General features: G+C 65.4%; 22 protein-coding genes and 1 pseudogene. 14 read left to right on the forward strand and 9 right to left on the reverse strand.

What is annotated here, in order from left to right:
- Positions 1–270 precede the first annotated feature (270 nt).
- Positions 271–504 (forward strand): DUF2249 domain-containing protein, encoded by a 234-nt coding sequence (locus tag C5B90_RS12520; protein ID WP_115881896.1) that lies wholly within the window; start codon positions 271–273, stop codon positions 502–504.
- A 110-nt stretch (positions 505–614) separates the two neighbouring features.
- On the forward strand, positions 615–1,955 hold the full coding sequence (locus C5B90_RS12525; protein ID WP_115881898.1) for a hypothetical protein: 1,341 nt from the start codon (positions 615–617) through the stop codon (positions 1,953–1,955).
- Between the two features lie 32 nt (positions 1,956–1,987).
- On the opposite strand, the gene C5B90_RS12530 is transcribed toward C5B90_RS12525, so the two are convergent.
- Positions 1,988–2,287, reverse strand: a complete 300-nt coding sequence (locus C5B90_RS12530) for a hypothetical protein (protein WP_115881900.1) — start codon at positions 2,285–2,287, stop codon at positions 1,988–1,990.
- Positions 2,288–2,434: 147 nt separating this feature from the next.
- Here C5B90_RS12530 and C5B90_RS12535 point away from each other — a divergent pair, with 147 nt between their 5' ends.
- Positions 2,435–2,740, forward strand: a complete 306-nt coding sequence (locus C5B90_RS12535) for a cupin domain-containing protein (RefSeq protein ID WP_115881902.1) — start codon at positions 2,435–2,437, stop codon at positions 2,738–2,740.
- 32 nt (positions 2,741–2,772) lie between these two features.
- Here the strand turns inward: C5B90_RS12535 and C5B90_RS12540 are convergent, their stop codons facing one another.
- From C5B90_RS12540 to C5B90_RS12555, 4 genes and pseudogenes are all read right to left on the reverse strand, one after another.
- Positions 2,773–3,387, reverse strand: a complete 615-nt coding sequence (locus C5B90_RS12540) for a hypothetical protein (RefSeq protein ID WP_115881904.1) — start codon at positions 3,385–3,387, stop codon at positions 2,773–2,775.
- Positions 3,388–3,997: 610 nt separating this feature from the next.
- Positions 3,998–5,077 carry a copper-containing nitrite reductase gene (gene nirK, locus C5B90_RS12550; RefSeq protein WP_115881908.1) on the reverse strand — a complete coding sequence of 360 codons (1,080 nt, stop codon included), beginning with the start codon at positions 5,075–5,077 and terminating at the stop codon, positions 3,998–4,000.
- Between the two features lie 167 nt (positions 5,078–5,244).
- Entirely contained in the window at positions 5,245–5,397 is a 153-nt protein-coding gene (locus C5B90_RS20585) for an HVO_2142 family zinc finger protein (protein WP_158250823.1), read from the reverse strand.
- 140 nt (positions 5,398–5,537) lie between these two features.
- Positions 5,538–5,896 (reverse strand): annotated as a pseudogene (locus C5B90_RS12555) (DUF2249 domain-containing protein).
- A 32-nt stretch (positions 5,897–5,928) separates the two neighbouring features.
- Between C5B90_RS12555 and C5B90_RS12560 the strand changes: the two are divergent.
- From C5B90_RS12560 to C5B90_RS12590, 7 genes are all read left to right on the forward strand, one after another.
- Positions 5,929–7,101, forward strand: a complete 1,173-nt coding sequence (locus C5B90_RS12560) for a TIGR04053 family radical SAM/SPASM domain-containing protein (protein WP_115881912.1) — start codon at positions 5,929–5,931, stop codon at positions 7,099–7,101.
- Between the two features lie 84 nt (positions 7,102–7,185).
- Complete coding sequence (locus C5B90_RS12565) at positions 7,186–7,752, forward strand: halocyanin domain-containing protein (RefSeq protein WP_115881914.1); 567 nt, start codon at positions 7,186–7,188, stop codon at positions 7,750–7,752.
- A 95-nt stretch (positions 7,753–7,847) separates the two neighbouring features.
- A complete protein-coding gene (locus C5B90_RS12570; protein WP_115881915.1) occupies positions 7,848–8,345 on the forward strand; it encodes a hypothetical protein in 498 nt (165 codons plus the stop codon).
- 192 nt (positions 8,346–8,537) lie between these two features.
- The gene (locus tag C5B90_RS12575) at positions 8,538–8,768 is read left to right on the forward strand and encodes an AbrB/MazE/SpoVT family DNA-binding domain-containing protein (RefSeq protein ID WP_115881917.1); all 231 of its coding nucleotides are present in this window, start codon (positions 8,538–8,540) and stop codon (positions 8,766–8,768) included.
- Entirely contained in the window at positions 8,769–9,143 is a 375-nt protein-coding gene (locus C5B90_RS12580) for a PIN domain-containing protein (RefSeq protein ID WP_115881919.1), read from the forward strand.
- A gap of 150 nt (positions 9,144–9,293) precedes the next feature.
- Positions 9,294–9,686 carry an IS200/IS605 family transposase gene (gene tnpA / locus C5B90_RS12585; protein WP_115881921.1) on the forward strand — a complete coding sequence of 131 codons (393 nt, stop codon included), beginning with the start codon at positions 9,294–9,296 and terminating at the stop codon, positions 9,684–9,686.
- Positions 9,687–9,688: 2 nt separating this feature from the next.
- Positions 9,689–10,999 (forward strand): RNA-guided endonuclease TnpB family protein, encoded by a 1,311-nt coding sequence (locus C5B90_RS12590; protein WP_115881923.1) that lies wholly within the window; start codon positions 9,689–9,691, stop codon positions 10,997–10,999.
- Between the two features lie 110 nt (positions 11,000–11,109).
- On the opposite strand, the gene C5B90_RS12595 is transcribed toward C5B90_RS12590, so the two are convergent.
- Positions 11,110–13,392, reverse strand: a complete 2,283-nt coding sequence (locus C5B90_RS12595) for a nitric-oxide reductase large subunit (RefSeq protein ID WP_115881925.1) — start codon at positions 13,390–13,392, stop codon at positions 11,110–11,112.
- A gap of 119 nt (positions 13,393–13,511) precedes the next feature.
- Between C5B90_RS12595 and C5B90_RS12600 the strand changes: the two genes are divergently transcribed.
- Positions 13,512–13,835, forward strand: coding sequence for a CGCGG family rSAM-modified RiPP protein (locus C5B90_RS12600; protein WP_115881927.1), 324 nt, complete (start codon positions 13,512–13,514; stop codon positions 13,833–13,835).
- Positions 13,836–13,919: 84 nt separating this feature from the next.
- Here C5B90_RS12600 and C5B90_RS12605 read toward each other — a convergent pair whose 3' ends face one another.
- The gene (locus tag C5B90_RS12605) at positions 13,920–14,543 is read right to left on the reverse strand and encodes a hypothetical protein (protein ID WP_115881929.1); all 624 of its coding nucleotides are present in this window, start codon (positions 14,541–14,543) and stop codon (positions 13,920–13,922) included.
- Positions 14,544–14,745: 202 nt separating this feature from the next.
- Here C5B90_RS12605 and C5B90_RS12610 point away from each other — a divergent pair, with 202 nt between their 5' ends.
- Complete coding sequence (locus tag C5B90_RS12610; protein ID WP_004042032.1) at positions 14,746–14,943, forward strand: XapX domain-containing protein; 198 nt, start codon at positions 14,746–14,748, stop codon at positions 14,941–14,943.
- A gap of 60 nt (positions 14,944–15,003) precedes the next feature.
- Here the strand turns inward: C5B90_RS12610 and C5B90_RS12615 are convergent, their stop codons facing one another.
- Positions 15,004–16,101 carry a halocyanin domain-containing protein gene (locus tag C5B90_RS12615; RefSeq protein ID WP_115881931.1) on the reverse strand — a complete coding sequence of 366 codons (1,098 nt, stop codon included), beginning with the start codon at positions 16,099–16,101 and terminating at the stop codon, positions 15,004–15,006.
- A gap of 156 nt (positions 16,102–16,257) precedes the next feature.
- Here C5B90_RS12615 and C5B90_RS12620 point away from each other — a divergent pair, with 156 nt between their 5' ends.
- Complete coding sequence (locus tag C5B90_RS12620; RefSeq protein ID WP_115881933.1) at positions 16,258–16,896, forward strand: helix-turn-helix domain-containing protein; 639 nt, start codon at positions 16,258–16,260, stop codon at positions 16,894–16,896.
- A gap of 3 nt (positions 16,897–16,899) precedes the next feature.
- On the opposite strand, the gene C5B90_RS12625 is transcribed toward C5B90_RS12620, so the two are convergent.
- Positions 16,900–17,268, reverse strand: a complete 369-nt coding sequence (locus C5B90_RS12625; RefSeq protein WP_115881935.1) for a helix-turn-helix domain-containing protein — start codon at positions 17,266–17,268, stop codon at positions 16,900–16,902.
- 256 nt (positions 17,269–17,524) lie between these two features.
- On the opposite strand from C5B90_RS12625, the gene C5B90_RS12630 reads away from it, so the two are divergent.
- Positions 17,525–18,682 carry a multicopper oxidase domain-containing protein gene (locus C5B90_RS12630; RefSeq protein ID WP_115881937.1) on the forward strand — a complete coding sequence of 386 codons (1,158 nt, stop codon included), beginning with the start codon at positions 17,525–17,527 and terminating at the stop codon, positions 18,680–18,682.
- Positions 18,683–18,797 lie beyond the last annotated feature (115 nt).

The following is an 18,797-nucleotide window of genomic DNA, read 5'->3' on the forward strand; positions in this document are numbered from 1 at the left end:
GGTGACACTCGAGAAACGACTGTCGTTCGAGAGAGTACTTTGAGAATCAGAAACTGCAGTAGAGGCGCTATAAAACCCGTATTCAGAACTCATTCAGTGCTCGTTCGAAACAGGACACGGCTCGGCGACAAACGTATTCTTCACCGAGAACAGTCGCAGATCATTATGTTTACTAGCAATGTGCGACAGGTAGTATCGATTCGACTCGGGTGTGCCGGCGAACGTGTTCGGGGCAATCGACTCGGTAGTCTCCCGCGAGGTTCGACGTGTATGGCAGACACCACCCTCGACGTGCGCGAACTTCCACCGGTCGAGCGCCACCCGAAGATTCACGCCGCGTTCGACGACCTCGACGCAGGCGAGTCGCTGACGATGCTCAACGACCACGACCCGAAGCCGCTGTTCTACGAAATGCAGGCGGAAGTCGACGCCTTCGACGCCGACAACTACACCGTCGAACAGCGCGCTCCCGACGAATTCGCGGCGACGTTCCCGAAAAAGTAGCGTCGTGACCACGGGTCGGGGCCGTGGTCCCGGTCCTCTCCTTCGTTTCTCCACCCTCGGCGAATATGTTCGGAGTCACCGGTAGGACTCCGGGCCGCGCTAGTCCGCGTATGAGCGCCATTCCCGCCGACATCGACACGGCTCGACAGCCACCGATGACGATTCCGCTCCGGCACTTCGTCGTCGCACTCGGTCTCCTCGCGGCCGCGGTGGGCCTCCGAGTCGGCCTCGCCGTCGGCGTCGCTCCCGGTGCCGCCCGGCTCGCGCACGTCCATCTCCTCGTCGCGGGCTGGGTGTGCGTCACCATCATGGGTGCGATGACGCAGTTCGTTCCGGTCTGGTCCGGCGTCGACCTCCACTCCCGACGGCTCGCGACCGCGCAGTTGTGGGCCGTCGGCGTCGGCCTCGTCGGCCTCGCGGGGTGCTTCCTCCTCGGCGCGTTCGCGTTGCTGCCGGTCTTCGGTGCCGTCGCCCTCCTCGGCTTCTGGACGTTCGCCTACAACATCGCGCGCACGCTCTCTCGACTCGACGGGTTCGACGTGACTGAGCGCCACTTCGGCCTCGCAATCGGCGCGCTCGTGGTCGTCACCGCACTCGGGTTCCTGCTCGCGGTCGACTTCACGCGGCCGCTTTTCGCCAGCGTCGGCGCGACCCACGGGACCGTCCGCGCGGCCCACGTCACGCTCGCCGTCTTCGGCGTCGTCGTGACGACCGTCGTCGGCGCGCTCTACCAGCTCGCGACGATGTTCACCCAGACGAAGCTCCGCGGCGTCGACGTGTGGCTCCGCCGGGGCGAGGAGGTCGGCTACCCACTCGGCGTCGTCGCGCTCGCCGGCGGCCGACTCGTCTCTGACCCGACGCTCGCGCGGGTCGGCGGCGCGCTCGTCGCGCTCTCGCTTCTCGGCGTCGCCACGATTCTCGCCCGTCGCCTCGTCGAGTCGTCGGTCAACTGGACGCCCATGCTCGCCCGATACGCCATCGCGGCCGTCGCGCTCGCCGGCTGGGCCGTCCTGACGCTCCCCGCGTGGCTCGCGGACCCGCTGGCCGGAGACCGCCTGTTCGGCGCACCGGGTGCCGACTCACTGTTCCTCCTCGGGTTCGTCGGGTTCGTCGTGCTCGGGACGCTCTATCACGTCGTCCCCTTCATCGTCTGGGTCCACCGCTACAGCGACCGCCTCGGACTCGAACCCGTGCCGATGCTCGACGACCTCTACAGCGACCGCCTCGCTCGCCTCGACTTCGGCCTCGTCCTCTCGGGCGTCGTCGCCGTCGTCGCACACGACCTCGCCGGACTCACCCCGGCCGCCGAGACGGCCGGCTGGACGCTCGTGCTCATCGGTATCGCGGTGTTCGCCGCGAACCTCCTGCGAGTTATCTGGCTCCACAGTCCGCAATCGTTGGTCGGCGACGCGGCCGCATCGGCTGTCGATTCGGACGACGGCGCGGGCTGAGTCAGGGCGTCAGAGACGCGTCTCGCACTCTCTCAGAGGCCGAGCAGTTCGCGCGCGAGAAAGAGAATCGCGAGCAGGCACGTCAAGACGAGAATTGCGGCGATGCGCAGGACGCCGGCCGCTCGGCGCCGGTTCTTCGGAAGCGATTCCGCAATTCCGGACAGCGCAGTCCCGGCAATCATGAACAGGAGCCACCCACCCGACAAGGACTGTTCTACGACGGCGTACTGCCAGTACAGAGCCGAGAAGACGACCGCGCCACAGAGCTGGACGACAGGAAAGAGGCCGCCGGAGGGCTCGCTGAACACGGTTTCGTTGACGATGGAGGGCATCGAACACGTCATCTCCCGCGAAGGACAAAAGCGCACCTGCCGTCACTCACCTGGTTCGTTCCCTCAGTCTCGTTCGCTCCCGGTCGTGTCGCTCCGAACAGGTTCGGCCGCAGGCTTACCGACCGCGCGGCCGACGACTCACTCGTGATGCCAGAACACGCCGCGCTCGACGACCTCCCGCCGCAGATGCACGCGCCCGTCTTCGAGACTGACCGCCCGAAAACCGTCAGACTCCGCCTCGAAGCCGGCGACGAGGTGCCGGAACACTCTCACCCCGGGTTCGACATCGTCTTCCACGTCGTCGACGGCCGGATGGAACTCGCGCTCGGCGGCGAGACGCACGAGGTCGCGGCGGGAGAGCTGCTGCGGTTCGGCGGCGACCGCGACATCTCGCCGCGCGCCCCAGTCGATAGTACCGCAGTGCTCGTGTTCGCGCCGGCCAACGACGACTGAACTGCGGGACCACGACGAACGAAAACGGACGCCTACTGTTTTTCGCCCGACAGCCGATTCAGCGCCGCTTCGAACTCCTCGGACAGCGATAGTGACCCCGATTCCACCCCGTCGTCGCGCTCGCCCGCTGGCGACCCAGCGGCGCGAGCCGAGTGGTCCGCCTCTGCCAGCAAGTCGCCCGCATCCATCGCGTCGAGTTCCGCGTTGATGGCGTCGGCCTGCTGGTGCATCGGCGCGACGCGGACCCGGACGCGGTCGTAGTCGTGGCGGTCGGCAAGGCCGTTCCACGCCCGGAACGCGCCGACGGTGAGTGTCTTCGACTGGGGGCAAAACGGCGTCGTCGGTGTGAACTCCACGCGGAGAATCGACGGGTCGTCTCGGTCTTCCGCGTAGCGGAAGCCGGCGTCTGGGTGTCGCTGGTCGAGGTTCAGTCGCGCGAGGTTGTAGCCGAACGTCACGTCGTAGACGCCCCGTTCTTCGAACAGTTCGCGCGCGACCCGGTGGACGGCGACGTGGTCGTCGCCCTCGAGGACGCGGTGACCATCGAGGAAGGCGTCCGGGTCGGGCAGGTGCTCGGGGACGAACTGGTCGCTATCGTCGAAGCGGTCGCCTCGCGACCCGCCGAACAGGGACGGAATGTCTGGCATAGTCCGAAGTGGGGTCGCCACGGGCGTAGGCCCACCCCCGAACACGTTCAACTCACCGTTCGGTGCCGGCGCTCGGCGCGGTCGGAGCGGTCGAGCAAAATGAATGCCAACCAGCCTCAGAGTGGCTTTATCTTCGGCCGACATCTACTGTCCACCACTTGAGGAACGATGCGTGCTCACCAATCGTTCGAAATCCTTGCCGTGGCTATTCTCTATCTCTGCGTGTTTGTGATAGTCGTTGGACCAGCTCTTGAGTCGATAGTTGGCTTGGAAACGCTCTCGGTGGATGCTACGAGAGGCGTTGAACGCACATGGGACTTAGTCTCGAAGCCACAGGGCTGGATTTTCTGTCTCGGCTACGTCCCAGTTCATTTCGCGTACCTGTTCGTCCGCGCACGACTCGCTGGTGAATCGGTTGATTCCTACTGGGAGTAGTGGCTCCTGATGCTTCACCGAGATCTACAGACGCGAATGTCTACAGTAGCAAAGTTAACGCGCCGAACTCCCCTCTAAGCGTCACACGCTGTTTCTCTCAGCACCGAGAGCGTTCGACAGAGACAGATACCAAAAAACAGCAGTCAGTCGGTGATTTCCGGGTGGTCCGACGGCACTACTGCGGGTCCGGGTCGGGGTCGAATATCTCGGGATCCTCCGGCCCCTCGGCGCGGATAACCGCCATACAACCCTTGCGGGCGACGCGGGACAGCGAGTGGTCGACGAGTTTGAAGTCGCCGGGGACGGGCGAGTTCATCGTCGCGATGGTCGTGCTCCCCGGCGGGACGAGTCGCGTCTGGATGTGGCTCTGGGGTTCCGTCGTCAACGAGCCGTCGGGGTAGAGCGTCTCCCAGACGCTCCCGATGGGGTGGAAGCTACTGGAGAGGTTCGGCCCCCCGTCGACGAAGTACACCCGGACCGTCTCGCCGGTGCCGACGGTCGCGGCCGGTCCTCGGCCGTTGGGCGTCCACGCGTACTTCTCGCCGTTCATGAGGACGTACGTCGGGTCCTCGTTCCGCATCGACTCGTAGTCGAAGTTGTGCTGGCCCTCCTCGCCGGCGGCCTTGTCGGTGTAGAGTTCGTGCTGGCCGATGTAGACCTCCTGGTCGACTTCGGGAAGCCCCTCCGGCGGCTCGATGAGGATGAGCCCGAACATCCCGGCGCTGATGTGCATGTCCATGTTCGGCACGGCGCAGTGGTAGATGTACGCCCCGGGGTAGGTCGCCTTGAACCGCAGGTGCGCCGTCTCGCCGGGGTTCGTCATCGTCGCCTCCGCGCCACCGCCGGGACCGGCGACCGCGTGGAAGTCGACGTTGTGCGGCATCGCGTTCTCCTCGGGGTTCTCGAACGTCAGGTTCACCGTGTCACCCTGCCGGACGCGGATGAACGGGCCGGGGACCTGCCCGTTGTAGGTCATGTAGGTGAACGTCACGCCGTCTTCGACCTCGGCGGTCACCTCCTCCGGTCGGAGCGTCACGTCGACCTCGGCGGGCTCGCTTCGGTCGATGGGGCCGGGGATGTCAGTGGGGTCGGCCGCGACCCGGTCGACGAGGTTCGTCGAGCGCTGTTGTGTCGGTTCCTCCGTCTCGTCGAGCGACTGTGCGGCGGTCGGTGCGTTCGTCGCACAGCCGGCGAGCGATGCGGCGCCACCGAGTCCGAGCCACTGGAGCGTCCGTCGCCGAGTCGTAGATAGCATCTGTGTCTCCCTCCGGTTGAATCGAGTGCCCGAACACGGGTATAAACGAACAATGGTTGTACAGTTGGGAGACGCGCTCCGAACATCTTCGCGAGTCGTACCACACTGCGAGACACGGGGACGCGGTCGCTCCCGAGCGCGCGAATCCCGAGAAGACGAACGGAGGTTCAGTCGTCGCCGACGAACCGGTCGCGGCGGTACCGACACTGCTCGCAGAAGAACTGCGCGAGTCCCGCTGGCTGCGTACCGGTGAAGGCCATCTTCGTGCCGCAGTCGGGGCACCATTCGGAGTGGGTGGTATTCGTGTGGTCTGAACTCATACCACGTACAAACGCGTGAGGAGTTATTACATTAACGATTATGCCAAATTAGACGAGACTGACACGTTTCGGGACGCAGACAGTGCCAACGCCGACGCTGACGAGAGGAATGCTGGAGAAGAGTCGGTGACAGCGACGACTCAGGGTTCCCAAATCGCGGTGACGACGCCCTCGTCGCGCTCAGCCGAGCAGTAGACGAACCCGCGGTCGTCGAGCTTCGGATAGAGAAACTTCGGCTCGCGGTCGTTGAGCTGGACGAACACGGTTTCGCCGTCGAGGTCGGCGAGACGGTTCATCGTCTCGGTGAGCGGCTCCGGCGGCGGCAACTCCCGCACGTCGAGGAAGTCCACCGCTCGTTCGCTCGGTGCGTCGAGTCCATCGAGGTACGCTTCGTGCTCCATATCCAAGTTGTGGGGCCGCCGGAGCAGGAAATTCACCCCGAACGTGTTCGTCTCGTCGCCACCGGTCTGCAACCGAACACGTTCGGGGCGTGGCTCACCTTCCGGGCCTTCGAACCACCCGACTAGAGCCATGTCTCGACCGCCACACGCCGACACCGACGCGGGCGCGGGAAGCGACGCGGACGCACCGCCGACCGCGACCGCCCCGCCGGACCCGTCGAGCATCGACACCTCGCGGCGGCCGTTCGTCCTCATCTGGGAGGTCACGCAGGCGTGCGGCCTCGCGTGTGACCACTGTCGTGCGGACGCGACGCCCGCGAGACACCCCGACGAACTGACCACCGCGGAGGGAAAGCGCCTGCTCGACCAAGCCCGTGAGTTCGGACCGGGGCAACTCGTCGTCCTCTCCGGCGGCGACCCGCTCGCCCGTTCGGACCTCGTGGACCTCGCCGAGTACGGGACCGGCTTGGGCCTCCGGATGACGCTCACCCCGAGCGGGACGTCCTCGCTGACGCCCGAGACGGTCGCCGACCTCGCCGACGCGGGGGTCAAGCGCATGGCGCTCAGCCTCGACGGCGCGATCGCGGCGTCGCACGACGCCTTCCGAGGCGAAGATGGGAGTTTCGAGCAGACCGTCGCGGCCGCCCGTGCGGCCCGCGAGGCCGGCCTCCCGCTCCAGATAAACACGACTGTCTGCGCCGAGACGGTCGGCGAACTCCCCGCGCTCTGCGACCTCGTGGCCGACCTCGGCGCGGTCCTCTGGTCCGTGTTCTTCCTCGTCCCCGTGGGGCGCGGGCGCGTTCTCGACCCGATTTCCCCCGAGCGGGCCGAGCGCGTCATGGAGTGGCTGACCGAGGTGAGCGAGGAAGCGCCTTTTGGCGTCAAGACGACCGAAGCGCCCCACTACCGTCGGGTCGCCATCCAGCGCCGACGGGACGCGAGCGACGCGCCCCCGACCGACGGCATCGGCCGCCGGCTCGGTATCACCGCGGGCGACGGCTTCGCCTTCGTCAGCCACACCGGCGACCTGTTCCCGTCGGGCTTCCTCCCCGCGTCCGCCGGCTCAGTCCGCGACGGCGGACTCGTCGAGCGGTACCGCGAGAGCGACCTCTTTCGGTCGCTCCGGGACCGCGACGCTCTCCGTGGGAAGTGCGGCGCGTGCGAGTTCCGCCACGTCTGCGGCGGCAGTCGCTCGCGGGCCTACGCCCACACCGGCGACCCGCTGGCCAGCGACCCGCTCTGCGGGTACGTGCCCGCCGACTACGACGGCCCGATGCCCGCAAGTCGGTCGGCGGGCGACTGACGCCTCGGGAATGGCGGCCTGCGGGAGCCGACCCGAACACGTTCGGGGTAACCGCTTGCATCCGTCGCCGCCGAGGTACAGTCGATGACGCGCGACACCAACCTCACGAGACGGCGCTTTACGGCACTGACTGCGACGGCGGCGCTGTCGACGGCGCTCGCCGGTTGTTCCGGCTCCGGCGGCGACGCCGCGAACGCGGACGAGGCGGACGGGGGCGACGCGACGACCGCCGAATCGACCGCGGAGTCGACGACCGAGTCCGGCGAAACGACCGGTCCGGATAGCGGTTCCGGCGGCGGGAGCGCCCCGCAGTTCGACGGCTGGTTCGACAACGTGGGCAACTACGACGGCGTCGCCGACGAGACGGGAAGTTCGACGGTGACGGTGACGGTGGGCGCGCAGGCCAACGGCGGCGCGTTCGGGTTCGGACCGGCCGCCGTGCGGGTCTCACCGGGTACCACGGTCGTCTGGGAGTGGAACGGCAAGGGCGGCTCGCACGACGTCGCCGCCGCTGACGGCGAATTCGAATCGGAGTTGGCGGGCAGTAGCGGCCACACGTTCGAACACACCTTCGAGGAGACGGGGACGTACAAATACGCCTGTACGCCCCACGAGACGCTCGGCATGAAGGGTGCGGTCGTCGTCGAGTAGCGTCCGGCGCGTCGTTTTTCGGTCTGTTTTCGCCCGTCGTCGGTCGGTTCTCCACCGCCCGCGAACTTCTTCTCCCGGTGCGCCGAATCTCTTGTATGCCTCGGTCCTCGGTCTTCTCTGCCGCGCGCCGCCGCCCGTCGCTCACGTTCGCCCTCGCGGGTGGCGCGTTCGCGCTCTGGTACGTTCTCGCCGACCCGGTGGTCGAATTACTGACCGGCGGCGACCCTGCCGTCCCCTCCGGACCGATGGCGGTGCTCGTCGCCGGGGGCTTTCTCGGCGGCGGCCTGCTCGCCAGCCTGCTCTGGCGGCGACTCGGCGGGCCGAACTCCCGAGTCCGCGGCGCGCTCGTCGGCGGCCTCGTCGGGTTGCTCGCGCTCCCGGTCCCGATGTACCTGCTCGAACTCGCGGTGGTCGTGATGGAGGGGAGTCCGTTCGAAGCGCCGGTCGGGATGGGTCCGGTGGCGGCGCTCGTGAGGGTCGTTGTTCTGTTTCTCGTTGTCCCGCTGTTCCTCGGGGCGCTGGGCGTGATTGCGACCCTCGGTGGAACGGTCGTCGTCGGGGCCGCGACGGGGCTGGTGCTCGCGTGGGAGTGAGTCGGCAGTCCGATGTCGGCGAAAAGCAGAGCCGGTGAATCAGTCGCCGGCTGCGCTGTTGTGCATCCGTTATCTGATGGGGTGGTGTGACACAGACAGAGGATAAGTTCAGCACACGAGCGTGATTCGCTTGCGTGGGTATCTGAATCGTTCTGGGGAAAATTCTTGTATCTGCCCACTTAATATGAGCGTATGTCCGAAGCAACGCTGGATGGTCGAGGACGCCTGACGCTCCCGAAAGAGATTCGAGAGCGGTATGGCGAACACTACCACATCGTCCAGCTTCACGACGGTATCAAGTTGATTCCAATCGAGGATGACCCGCTCGATGCCCTTCGCTCTGAGTTCGCAGACGTAGAGAAGACAGCGGAAGAACTCCGGCAGGAAGCACGTAACGCAGCACTAGACGAGGCTGGACGCTGAATGTACGCGGAGACAGACTTCCTTCTGGCACTCATCAAGGACGAAGACTGGCTTGGTGACGCCGCAGAGGCAGTATACCGCGACCACCGGGACGAACTATGGACGTCTCAGTTCACACTCATCGAACTCCTCATGGTTGCATATCGTGAAGAACGAGATACAGAGCGAGTCGTCACAAATGCCGCTGCTCTGTTGGAAGTACGTAGTGACGTGGACACCGTTGTCACAGCTGCGACCTACGTCGAAGACCACGGGTTCACCCCGTTCGACGCGCTTCACCTCGTTGAATCAGATGGTGATACCATCGTTTCGAGCGATGAGACGTACGAATCGTTTGCTCCGCGCCTCGACCTGAAGACAGCCCAAGACGAGTGAGACTATCTTTTTTTCAAGGCGAGAATCCCGCCGTTTACGGCGGGCGTGAAGCCGACAACTACCACACGTTCCACCGTCGGTTGCAGGCCGAATATCCCACGACGGCAAACATTTTATTAGAATTGGGTGTGTAGAAATCGGCACGACCAAATGAAGTACAACCTCGAAAAAGGGTCGCAAACGGTCTACGCGCTCCAATATCACTTTGTGACCGTCACAAAGTACCGCGCGGACATCCTCACCGACGAGATAGCCGAACACATCGGTGAGATTGCCAGCGACATCTCCGAGGACTTCGGCGTGAGTATCCAGAACGTCAACGGCGGTTCCGACCACGTTCATATCCTGTTCACGGCGAAGCCCACCACGAACCTCACCAAGTTCATCAACTCGCTCAAAGGCGTTTCGTCTCGCAAGATTCGGGACGAGTACCCCGAGACTCGGCAGGCGGTCGACAGCGCGTTCTGGCAACCGGGATACTTCCTCGCTACCACCGGACAGGTGAGCATCGACGTGTTGATGGAGTACGTGGAGGAACAGTAGCGATGTCCACAACCGTCACGAAGACGTTGCAGGCGACGTTCGCGCCACCCACCGCGCACAAGCAGTCGAAACTCAGCGACCTGCTCGAAACCTACCGTGACGGTCTCCAAGAGGCGTTCGACTCCGGGGCGAGTACCATGTCGGCAGTGAGCGACATCGTGACTCCTTACGACCTCCCGTATCAGGCGAAGGCCGCCCTTTGCAACTACGTCCCGAAACTCCGTAAGACGTACAACGCCAAGGAGTTGGACGACGAACACCCGATACGGCTCACCAACCAAGCCGCCAAGTTCGACCATTCTGAAGAACGCGACTACGAGTTCACGTGGTGGGTTCCCCGTCCCGGTCGGGGAACGAACTTCTGGATACCGCTCCGCATCAACCCCGGACAGGAAGACCTCTGGCACGACCTCGTATCGGAGGACGCAAAGGCGGGCGAGATACGACTTCAACAACATCGGAAGAACTGGGTACTGCACGTCACCGTCGAGTACCCGGTCGAAGAACCAGCGACGGACGGTGACGCCACGCACATCGGCTTAGACATCGGAGAAACCGCCCTCATTACGGGCTGTGCCCTCAAGGACGGTTCTCCGACTGACCCGCTCGTGCGTAGCGGAAGCAGAGCGAAGCATCTCCGCAAAGAGATGCACACCACCCTGAAACGACTCCAAGAGCGTGACGCTTCGGAGTGGCGTACCGACGAACGGTTCGACCACTACCAGAACGCGCTCACCGACATCGTGGAGAAGGCGTCTCGGGAAGCCGTCGAGTGCGCCCAACAGTTCGAAAACCCGGTGTTGGTAATGGAGAATCTGACGTATATCCGCGAACGACTCGACTACGGGAAGTACATGAACCGTCGGCTTCACTCGTGGGCGTTCGCCCGGCTCCAAGGGCGCATCGAGGACAAGGCGACGGAAGCAGGCATCCCAGTCGAGTACGTGAATCCGGCGTACACCTCGCAGACGTGCCACTCGTGCCACCGTATCGGTCGGCGGGATTCACAAGCCGAGTTCCGGTGTCCGCACGACGACTGCCACGTTTCGACGTTTCAGGCCGACATCAACGCTTCCGCGAATATCGCACGACGGGTTGACCCGTGGGGAGAGAGCGTCCCGCTTGACAAGGCGGAACGCGATGACTCGCCTCGGGATGGGAGCGGTTGTGACACCGCCACGACTCACCGTGAGAAGAGCGTACCAGCGCAGATGACGCTCACGGCCTACGAAGAGTCGAAACCCTCTGCCAGCGTTCACGAAACTCCGTCTCGTGAGCCAACCAGAACCGCCGGTTCTGGTGACGACGACTGACTGGTATTCCCCATGCGTAGGAAGCCTCGCCGTTTACGGCGAGGAGGATGTCACGCAGCACGACTTCGAAAAGCTAGCAGAAAATGCGAGGTTCGACGGAGCCTCGCTCGTTAGTCGTCGCCCAGGATACTCTCGGCGACGGCCATGTCCTCGACGCTCGGGTCGTCGGCGGACTGCCGGAGGACGAACCGCTTTCTGACGAGGTCGGCCGCGTAGATGACCGTCCCGAGGATGATGAGGGTGTCGCCGGGGAGCCGCGCCCAGAACAGCGTCTGAATCAGCGGCTGGTCGTAGAAGGCGACGCTCCGGGCGGCGGCGTAGCTCCCGGTGAACGCCGTCTCCAACTGGAGGAAGCCGACCGGGAGGACGGAGACGAACACCATCAACACGAGGCCGACGTTCCAACACCAGAAGGCGGCGCGCAGCCACGAGCCGTCCCAGCGCTCGGCGTCGATGGAGAGCTGGAGCATGTAGGTGACCATGCCGAGCGCGAGGAAGCCGAACGCGCCGAACATCGCGGCGTGGGCGTGGCCGACCGTCAGGTACGTCCCGTGCTCGTAGTAGTTGATGAGCGGGAGGTTGATGAAGAAGCCGAGCACGCCCGCGCCGACGAAGTTCCAGACGCCGCTGGCGACGATGAACATGAACGGCAGGCGGTACGGGAACGACTCACCCGACATCGCGCGGTACTGCCCGAGCGCCTCGTAGAGGATGAACACCAGCGGGATGAGTTCGAGCGTCGAGAAGACGCTCCCGATGGGAACCCACATGTCGGGCATGCCGACCCACCAGTAGTGGTGCGAGACGCCGATGATGCCCGTCCCCATGACGAGCAGCGCCTGGAGCATGACGGCCTTCTCGGCGCTCCGGCGCGACAGGAGGTTCATCGACACCAGCGTCAGGCCGACGATGGCGACGATGAAGAACTCGAAGGCTCCCTCGACCCACATGTGGACGACCCACCAGCGCCAGAACTCCGTGACGGCGATGTTCGTCTCGGGGGTAAAGAGGAAGCCCGCGGTGAACAGGAGGGCGATGGAGCTGCCGGCGTACAGAATCATGTGCGCCAGCCCGTACGGCGGCTCCTTGTCGAGAAGCGGCTTCAGGCCGCGGACGGCCAGCGCCGCCCAGATGAGGAAGCCGGCGAGGATGCCGAACTGCCAGAGCTTCCCGACTTCGAGGTATTCGAGCCCCTCGTTGCCGAGAATCCACCACAGCGAGCCGTCGATGTAGCCGCTCGCACCCAGCCAGATGCCCGACAGGCCGCCGACCACGACGACGACGATAGCGCCGAGGAGGACGTTGATGTACGTCGACTGCTTCGGCGGCTCGTAGCCGGTCAGAAGCGGCGGGAGGAACAGGCCCGCGCCGAGCCACGTCGCGGCAATCCAGAGGATGCCGAGGTCGATGTGCCACGTCTTGGCGATGGCGAACGGGAGCAGTTGCAGGATGGGCACGCCGAATATCGACTCGATGTCGAAGAAGCCGGCGCGCTCGATGTAGAAGTGCGCGAGCAGGCCGCCCAACAGCACCTGCGCCAAGAACAACCCGGCGGCGACCGGGACGAACCGGAGCGCCGCCCGCTGACTCGGGAAGACGCTCACGTCACCCGGTTCGGGCACCGTGATATTCTCGGCCGACGGTTCGGGGAGTTCGACCGACTTGTACAGCCAGATGCCGAGGCCCGCGCCCGCGACGAGGAGCACCATGGCGATGACGCTCCACGTCATCGAAGCGGCGGTGGCGTCGTTCCCCGCGCCGGGCTGGTACGGCCAGTCGTTCGTGTACGAGTGGGTGCCGTCGGGGCGGTCGGTGTGGGAGAACCACGCCGTCCACATGGCGAAGTCCGCGAACGCCCGCGCCTCCTCCTCGGAGTCGATCATGTTCACGGGGACGCCGCGCTCGTGGTCGCCCTCGTGGTAGCGCTCGACGTACTCCTGTCGAACTTGCTCGTGGGCGTACACCTCGGCCGCGGTGTACTGAATCGAACCGCCCTCGTAGCTGTCGTCGAGGTCGGATTTCACCACGTCGGCGACGGCGGCCTGGTCGGCGGAGTCGAGTTGGTCGTAGGATTCACCGTACCGCTCTTGGGCGTAGTAGTTCCGCATGAACTGGACTTTCAAATTTAGCGCGTCGGCGGTGTAGTCCGCGCCGTAGTACGCGCCGTTGCCCAGTATCGACCCGTGATTCATCAGGCCGTCTTTCTGGAACACCGTCTTACCCTCTCGAATTACGTCGCCGTTGGCGACGACGTCGCCGTCGGGTCCGACCACCTCGTCGGGAATCGGCGGGGCCTCCTGGTAGGCGAACCACGCGCCCGCGCCCATCACGACGAGGTTGAAGACGAACACGACGACGATTGCCTTCGCGATGGTCTTGCGTTTAATCTCCATACAGGTCGTGGTTCACACGCCTGCTATAGGCTACACGCGCCGCTTCCCGGCCTCGAACAGCCCGGACGAACATGTTCGGATAGCCGCTCTTTGAGCCGGAAGTCGTTCCTCGAATCGTCATGACGACCGACTCGCGACCTGCCGACCACGACCACGAAACGCCCGACTCGGCGACCGACCGCGTCCACGACACCTCGTGGTCGGCGAACCTCGAACTCCCGCGGCACGCCGCGGACCGCGACCTCGTGGTTTCGGAGGCGGTCGCCGCGGTCGAACACACGACTGCCGGCCACCACGTCAACCTCGTCACCCACGGCGACCACGGTCACCCGGAGACGTACCTGTACGACGCGCTCGCCGAGCGGTTCGATGGGGGTTTGCAGTACGAGTACGTCGAGCAATGCGGCTGTGGCGGGCACGTGACGCGGGTGTACGTAGAGTAGTCGCGTCTCGGTCTCGAACAGTAGTCGTATCTCGGTCTCGAACGTCGAGACCGGTGTCCGCACTCGCGACGAGCCGGTGTCTAGCTACCCCGCCGAATCCGGTGTTTCAGCGGGTCCGTCGTCAGTATCCGTTTCGGCGAAGAAGTCGAACGCCAGTTCGCCGTCGAGAACGTGCGTGTGCTCGACCGTCCCCGTCTCGACGAGTTCCACGGTACTGTCGACGACGAGTCTGCGGGCCGAGTCCGGCCATTCGGTGACCGCGAGGTTGAGAAACGCGGTTTCGTCGGCGAGCTCGCCGAACCGGTGAACTTCGACGACTGCGGCGGTCCCATCTCGGAACAGCGACACCGACGGGTGGGGCTTGCGGCCTCCCTCGAACGGCCCTCGGAGTGAGAGTTTCGGCGGGGACCCGTCGCCGTCCGGTGCCACGAACCGCTGTGTGAGCGACCGGAGTTCGGTGCCCTCGGGGTGCGAAATCGAGACGGCGAGCGGCCTCGGAAGGGGGCCGGAAGTGGGGTCGACGCCCACGGTGGCGAGGTCACCGTCGTCTCCGGCCCCGAATTTGAGGTATTTTCCCCTGTCTCGGGGGTTGTCGTCGGTCTCGACAACCGGGTCCGTGTGTTCGGTTTGCGGGGCGAGAGAGCTACATCCCGCGGTCAGGGTGGAGGCGGCGGTCAGGGCGGACGCGAGGAACACGCGACGGCGCATACGTAGCAACACACCGGAGTCAGTAACAATTTTCTGGACTGGTGACACAGCTGTGAGTGCTTCGGCAGCGTCCCAGTTCTGTTCGCTGTCGTCCGGTCACAACCGCGGCACACCGCCGACCGCGACCTCGTGGTTTCGGAGGCGGTCGCCGCGCTCGCGTCGATGCTGTACCTATTTATCGGGGAACGCGGATGACACGTCTATGGCCTCGCAACTCGTTTTGGCCCTGCTGGCAGGCGTCTTCGCCGGAGCCCTGTTCGGCCTCATAGAAACACCGATTCCGGCCCCGCCCAACCTCGCCGGGATACTGGGTATCGTCGGCATCTACCTCGGATACAAGGGTGTCCAGCGGTTGGGGTTCCACGTCGATATCTCGGGGGTGCTCGCGTCGCTGTTCTGAGCGCGTAATTCGAGAAAACTCAGCACGGCATCGACTCCCCCGACTCCTCCTGTGGGCGGCCTACTCCGAGTTCCCCTTCGGATAGGTCTCGCCCGCCGACTCGCCGCCCTCGCCTTTGAGCCACATGAACGCGCCGAACAGCGCGGGCGACGCCAGCATCGCGCCGAACGTCCCGGCCAGCGCGATGCCGCCGAGGCGCTCCGTCTCGGAGTCGCCGAACGGTTCGGCGACCGACGCGTTCGGCCCGCCCTCGTCGTCGGTGACGACGACTGCACCCTTCATCCCGAGCGTCTTGTGCGGGGTGCAGGCGTAGGTGTACGTCCCGGCCTCCTCGAAGGTGTGTTCGAACGTGTGGTCGCCGGCGCTGACGAGGTCGGACTCGAAGCTTCCGTCCTCGGCGACGACGTTGTGCGACCCGCCCTCGCCGTTCCACTCCCAAACGACGGTCGTCCCCTTCGAGACGCGAATCGCCGCGGGGCCGAAGCCGAACGCCCCGCCGTTCGCCTGCGACCCGACCTCGACCGTCACGCGCTGGAGGCCGGTCTGCGCCTCCACGCCGTCGAAGTTCGAGGTGTTTTCGAACCACGCGTCGAGGTCAACGTCACCCTCGCCGCCGCTCTCGGCGGACGCCTCTGACTCTCCCTCGCTGGCCGAGTCGGTCGCCTCGGTCGCGGTCGCGCCGCCGGCGTCACCGACGACGATTGCGCCCTTCATGCCGAGCGTCTTGTGCGGCGTACAGACGTACGTGTAGACGCCTGCCGTGTCGAACGTCTGCTCGAACGTGTGGCCGCTGTCGCCGACGAGGTCGGACTCGAAACTCCCGTCCTCGGCGGCGACGTTGTGCGACCCGCCTTTCCCGTTCCACTCCCAGACGACGGTCGTGCCGGGGTCGACGCGAACCGCGGCCGGGCCGAACCCGAACGCGCCGCCGTTTGCCTGCGACCCCACTGTTACCGTCACCGTCGAACTTCCCGTCTTGTCCACCACCCCCTCGTAGTTCGAGGTCTGTGCGAACCACGAGTCGAGGTCGGTCCCCGACTGTGCTCGCGCGGAGTCGGCGACGCCCCCCAGCGCGGTCGTGGAGACGGCCGCGCCGCCGAGGAGTCGAAGTACGGTTCGCCGGCCGAGCGTCGGAGATGTGGAATCGTTCGAACTCATGATTGAGTGCGGCGAGGCGGTGGACCCACCCCGCTCGACACTCGACGGTCGGGGTTCCGGTGAAAAGCCCGTCTCGGTGGTTCCCGAACCGCGGTCGAGGGCCGAACATGTTCGGAACTATCTTTGTGCGGCGGGGACGAGTTCGTTTCACTACCGATGCCCCGGGCAACACTCTCCATCACGCTCCCCGAGCAGGTCTGGGTCTCCGACCTCTCGGGCCGCTATCCGGACGCCGAGTTCACCGTCCTCGCGGCGATGCCGGCCGACGAGACGGGCGTCGGCCTCGTCGAGATACGGGCGACCGACATCGAGCCGGTCGTCACCACCATCGATGAGTACGACTCGGTCGTCTCGGTGACGATTCTCGAGGCCCAGCCGGAGCGCGCGCTGGTGCAGTTCGAGACGACCGAGCCGCTGTTGATTCTCACGCTCAGCGAGGTGGGCATCCCGCTGGAACTGCCCATCACCATCGTCGACAGCGAGGTGACCGTCGAGGTGACCGCGCCGCGGGAGAACCTCTCGGAGTTGGGCGAACAGCTCACCCAGTTCGGCATCCCGTTCGACCTCGTCTCCATCCACCAGTCGATAGACACGGAGTCGCTCCTCACCGACGACCAGTACGACCTCCTCGAGACGGCGGTCGCCGAGGGCTACTACGACACGCCGCGGACGTGCACGCTCACCGGGCTCGCCGACGCCGTCGGGCTGGCGAAGTCGACGACGAGCGAGAAGCTCCACCGGGCGGAAGGGAAAGTCATGAAGGCGTTTCTCACGCGAGACGACGCGACGATCTAGCCCTCAGTCGTCGGTCTGGTCGCTGACGGCCGACCACATCGTCGAGAGTTGGTCCGAGGCCGACCGCGACGGCGACGACACCGAAAGCGAGAGGTTGCCCGGTTCGCGCGTCACGACCACCTCTTCGAAGCCGAGCGCGTAGCGGGCGGCGTCGCGGCCGCGGTCGCGTTTCTCCAAGAGCCCCGCCTCGACCATCTGTTCGAGCTTCCGGTACACCGTCGAGCGCGGGAGGTCGCACGCGGCGGCGATGTCCGAGGCGGTCATCGGCCCGTCGAGTCGCTTGAGGACGGCGCGACACTGCGTGCTGGTGAGGGCGTCGAACACCGTCTCGAAGTCCGGTTCGAGCGCGTCTGAGAGTGGATTCGTCGACATCTGCGTAGACTTGGGTTGCTCGGCGCGGCGCGCGCGCCGTCGGTTCGGCTCTCCATACACCGCCGAGTCGTATGAAAGTCGTGGGGTGCCAGCGTCGGTGCAGTCGAACCGATGGCCGTCGATTCGAACTGGCACGCCCGGTTCGACCGTTGCCCCGCCCGGTACGTATCGACCGCGCCGAACATGTTCGGACAACTCCTGACTGGCGGGAACCGGCGAGACGGTATTCCATTCCCCCGGGCAACGACCGACTGTAATGAGCAACTACGTCGGTGCACCCGGTTCGACGGTGTCGCGTCGCGAATTCCTCGCCGCAACGGGGAGCGTCGGAGCACTCGGTCTCGCGGGGTGTGCAGCGCCCACGAACGGCGACGGTAACGCCGCCGTCGGCACGGACGAGACGACGGTCGCCCAGACGAGCGAGTCGGCGCTGCCGTACACCAGTCCGCCGGAGGTCGTGCAGGTCGACGAGCAGGGCGGGAAGGTCACCCTCAAGAGCGCGCCGGCGCGCCACGCGGCTCACCCCCTCGAGACGATGGGCGGGCCCGTCGAACTCCCGCAGGTGTGGGCGTTCAGCGCCGACGACGGTGAGCCGAGCGTCCCCGGACCGATTCTCCGGACGACCGAGGGCAACGACATGGAGGTCACGCTGGACAACACCGACGGGATGCGCCCGCACACGGTCCACTTCCACGGCGTCCGCAAGGCCTGGAAGGACGACGGCGTGCCGACGACGACGGGCATCCGCGTCGACCCCGGCGAGAAACACACCTACACCATCCCGGCGAACGTCCCCGGGACGCACCTCTACCACTGTCACTACCAGACCCACCGGCACATCGAGATGGGGATGTACGGCATCCTCCGCGTCGACCCGAAGGGGTACGAACCGGCCGACAGGGAGTACTTCATGACCGTCCGCGACTGGGACTCGCGGCTCCCCCGGCAGATGGCCGGCGAGAACGTGAGCTACGACCCCCGGAACCGGAAGCCGGACGTGTTCACCGTCAACGGGAAGAGCGCGCCGCGGACGCTCCACCCCGAAGACGGCTCGCCCATGATCGTCGAACAGGGCGACACCGTCCGGGTCCACTACGTCAACGCGGGGTACATGAGCCATCCGATGCACATCCACAACCACCGCTTCCAAGTCGTCGAAAAGGACGGCGGCGTCGTCCCCGAGGCCGCCCGCCACGACATGGACGTGACGAACATCGCGCCCGCGGAGCGCCACACGATAGAGTTCACGGCTGACTCCCAGCCCGGCATCTATCTCATGCACTGCCACAAGGTCAACCACGTCATGAACGGGAACTTCTACCCCGGCGGCATGCTGGGCGGCGTCGTCTACAAGGAGGCGATGGACACCGACATCTTCGCGAAACTGATGGAGTACGCCGGCTACAATGGGTGAGCTGACAAGTCGGTGACGGCGCTCGCGCGCGCTCCCGGCGGCGTTTCAGCGACTGATTCTGCGTGACCGGCCGCGTCCGAGCTGCCCTATAGTGTCAACTATCGAGGCGGCAATA

It is taken from the genome of Haloferax sp. Atlit-12N (assembly GCF_003383095.1).
In the GTDB taxonomy this organism is placed as follows: Archaea; Halobacteriota; Halobacteria; order Halobacteriales; family Haloferacaceae; genus Haloferax.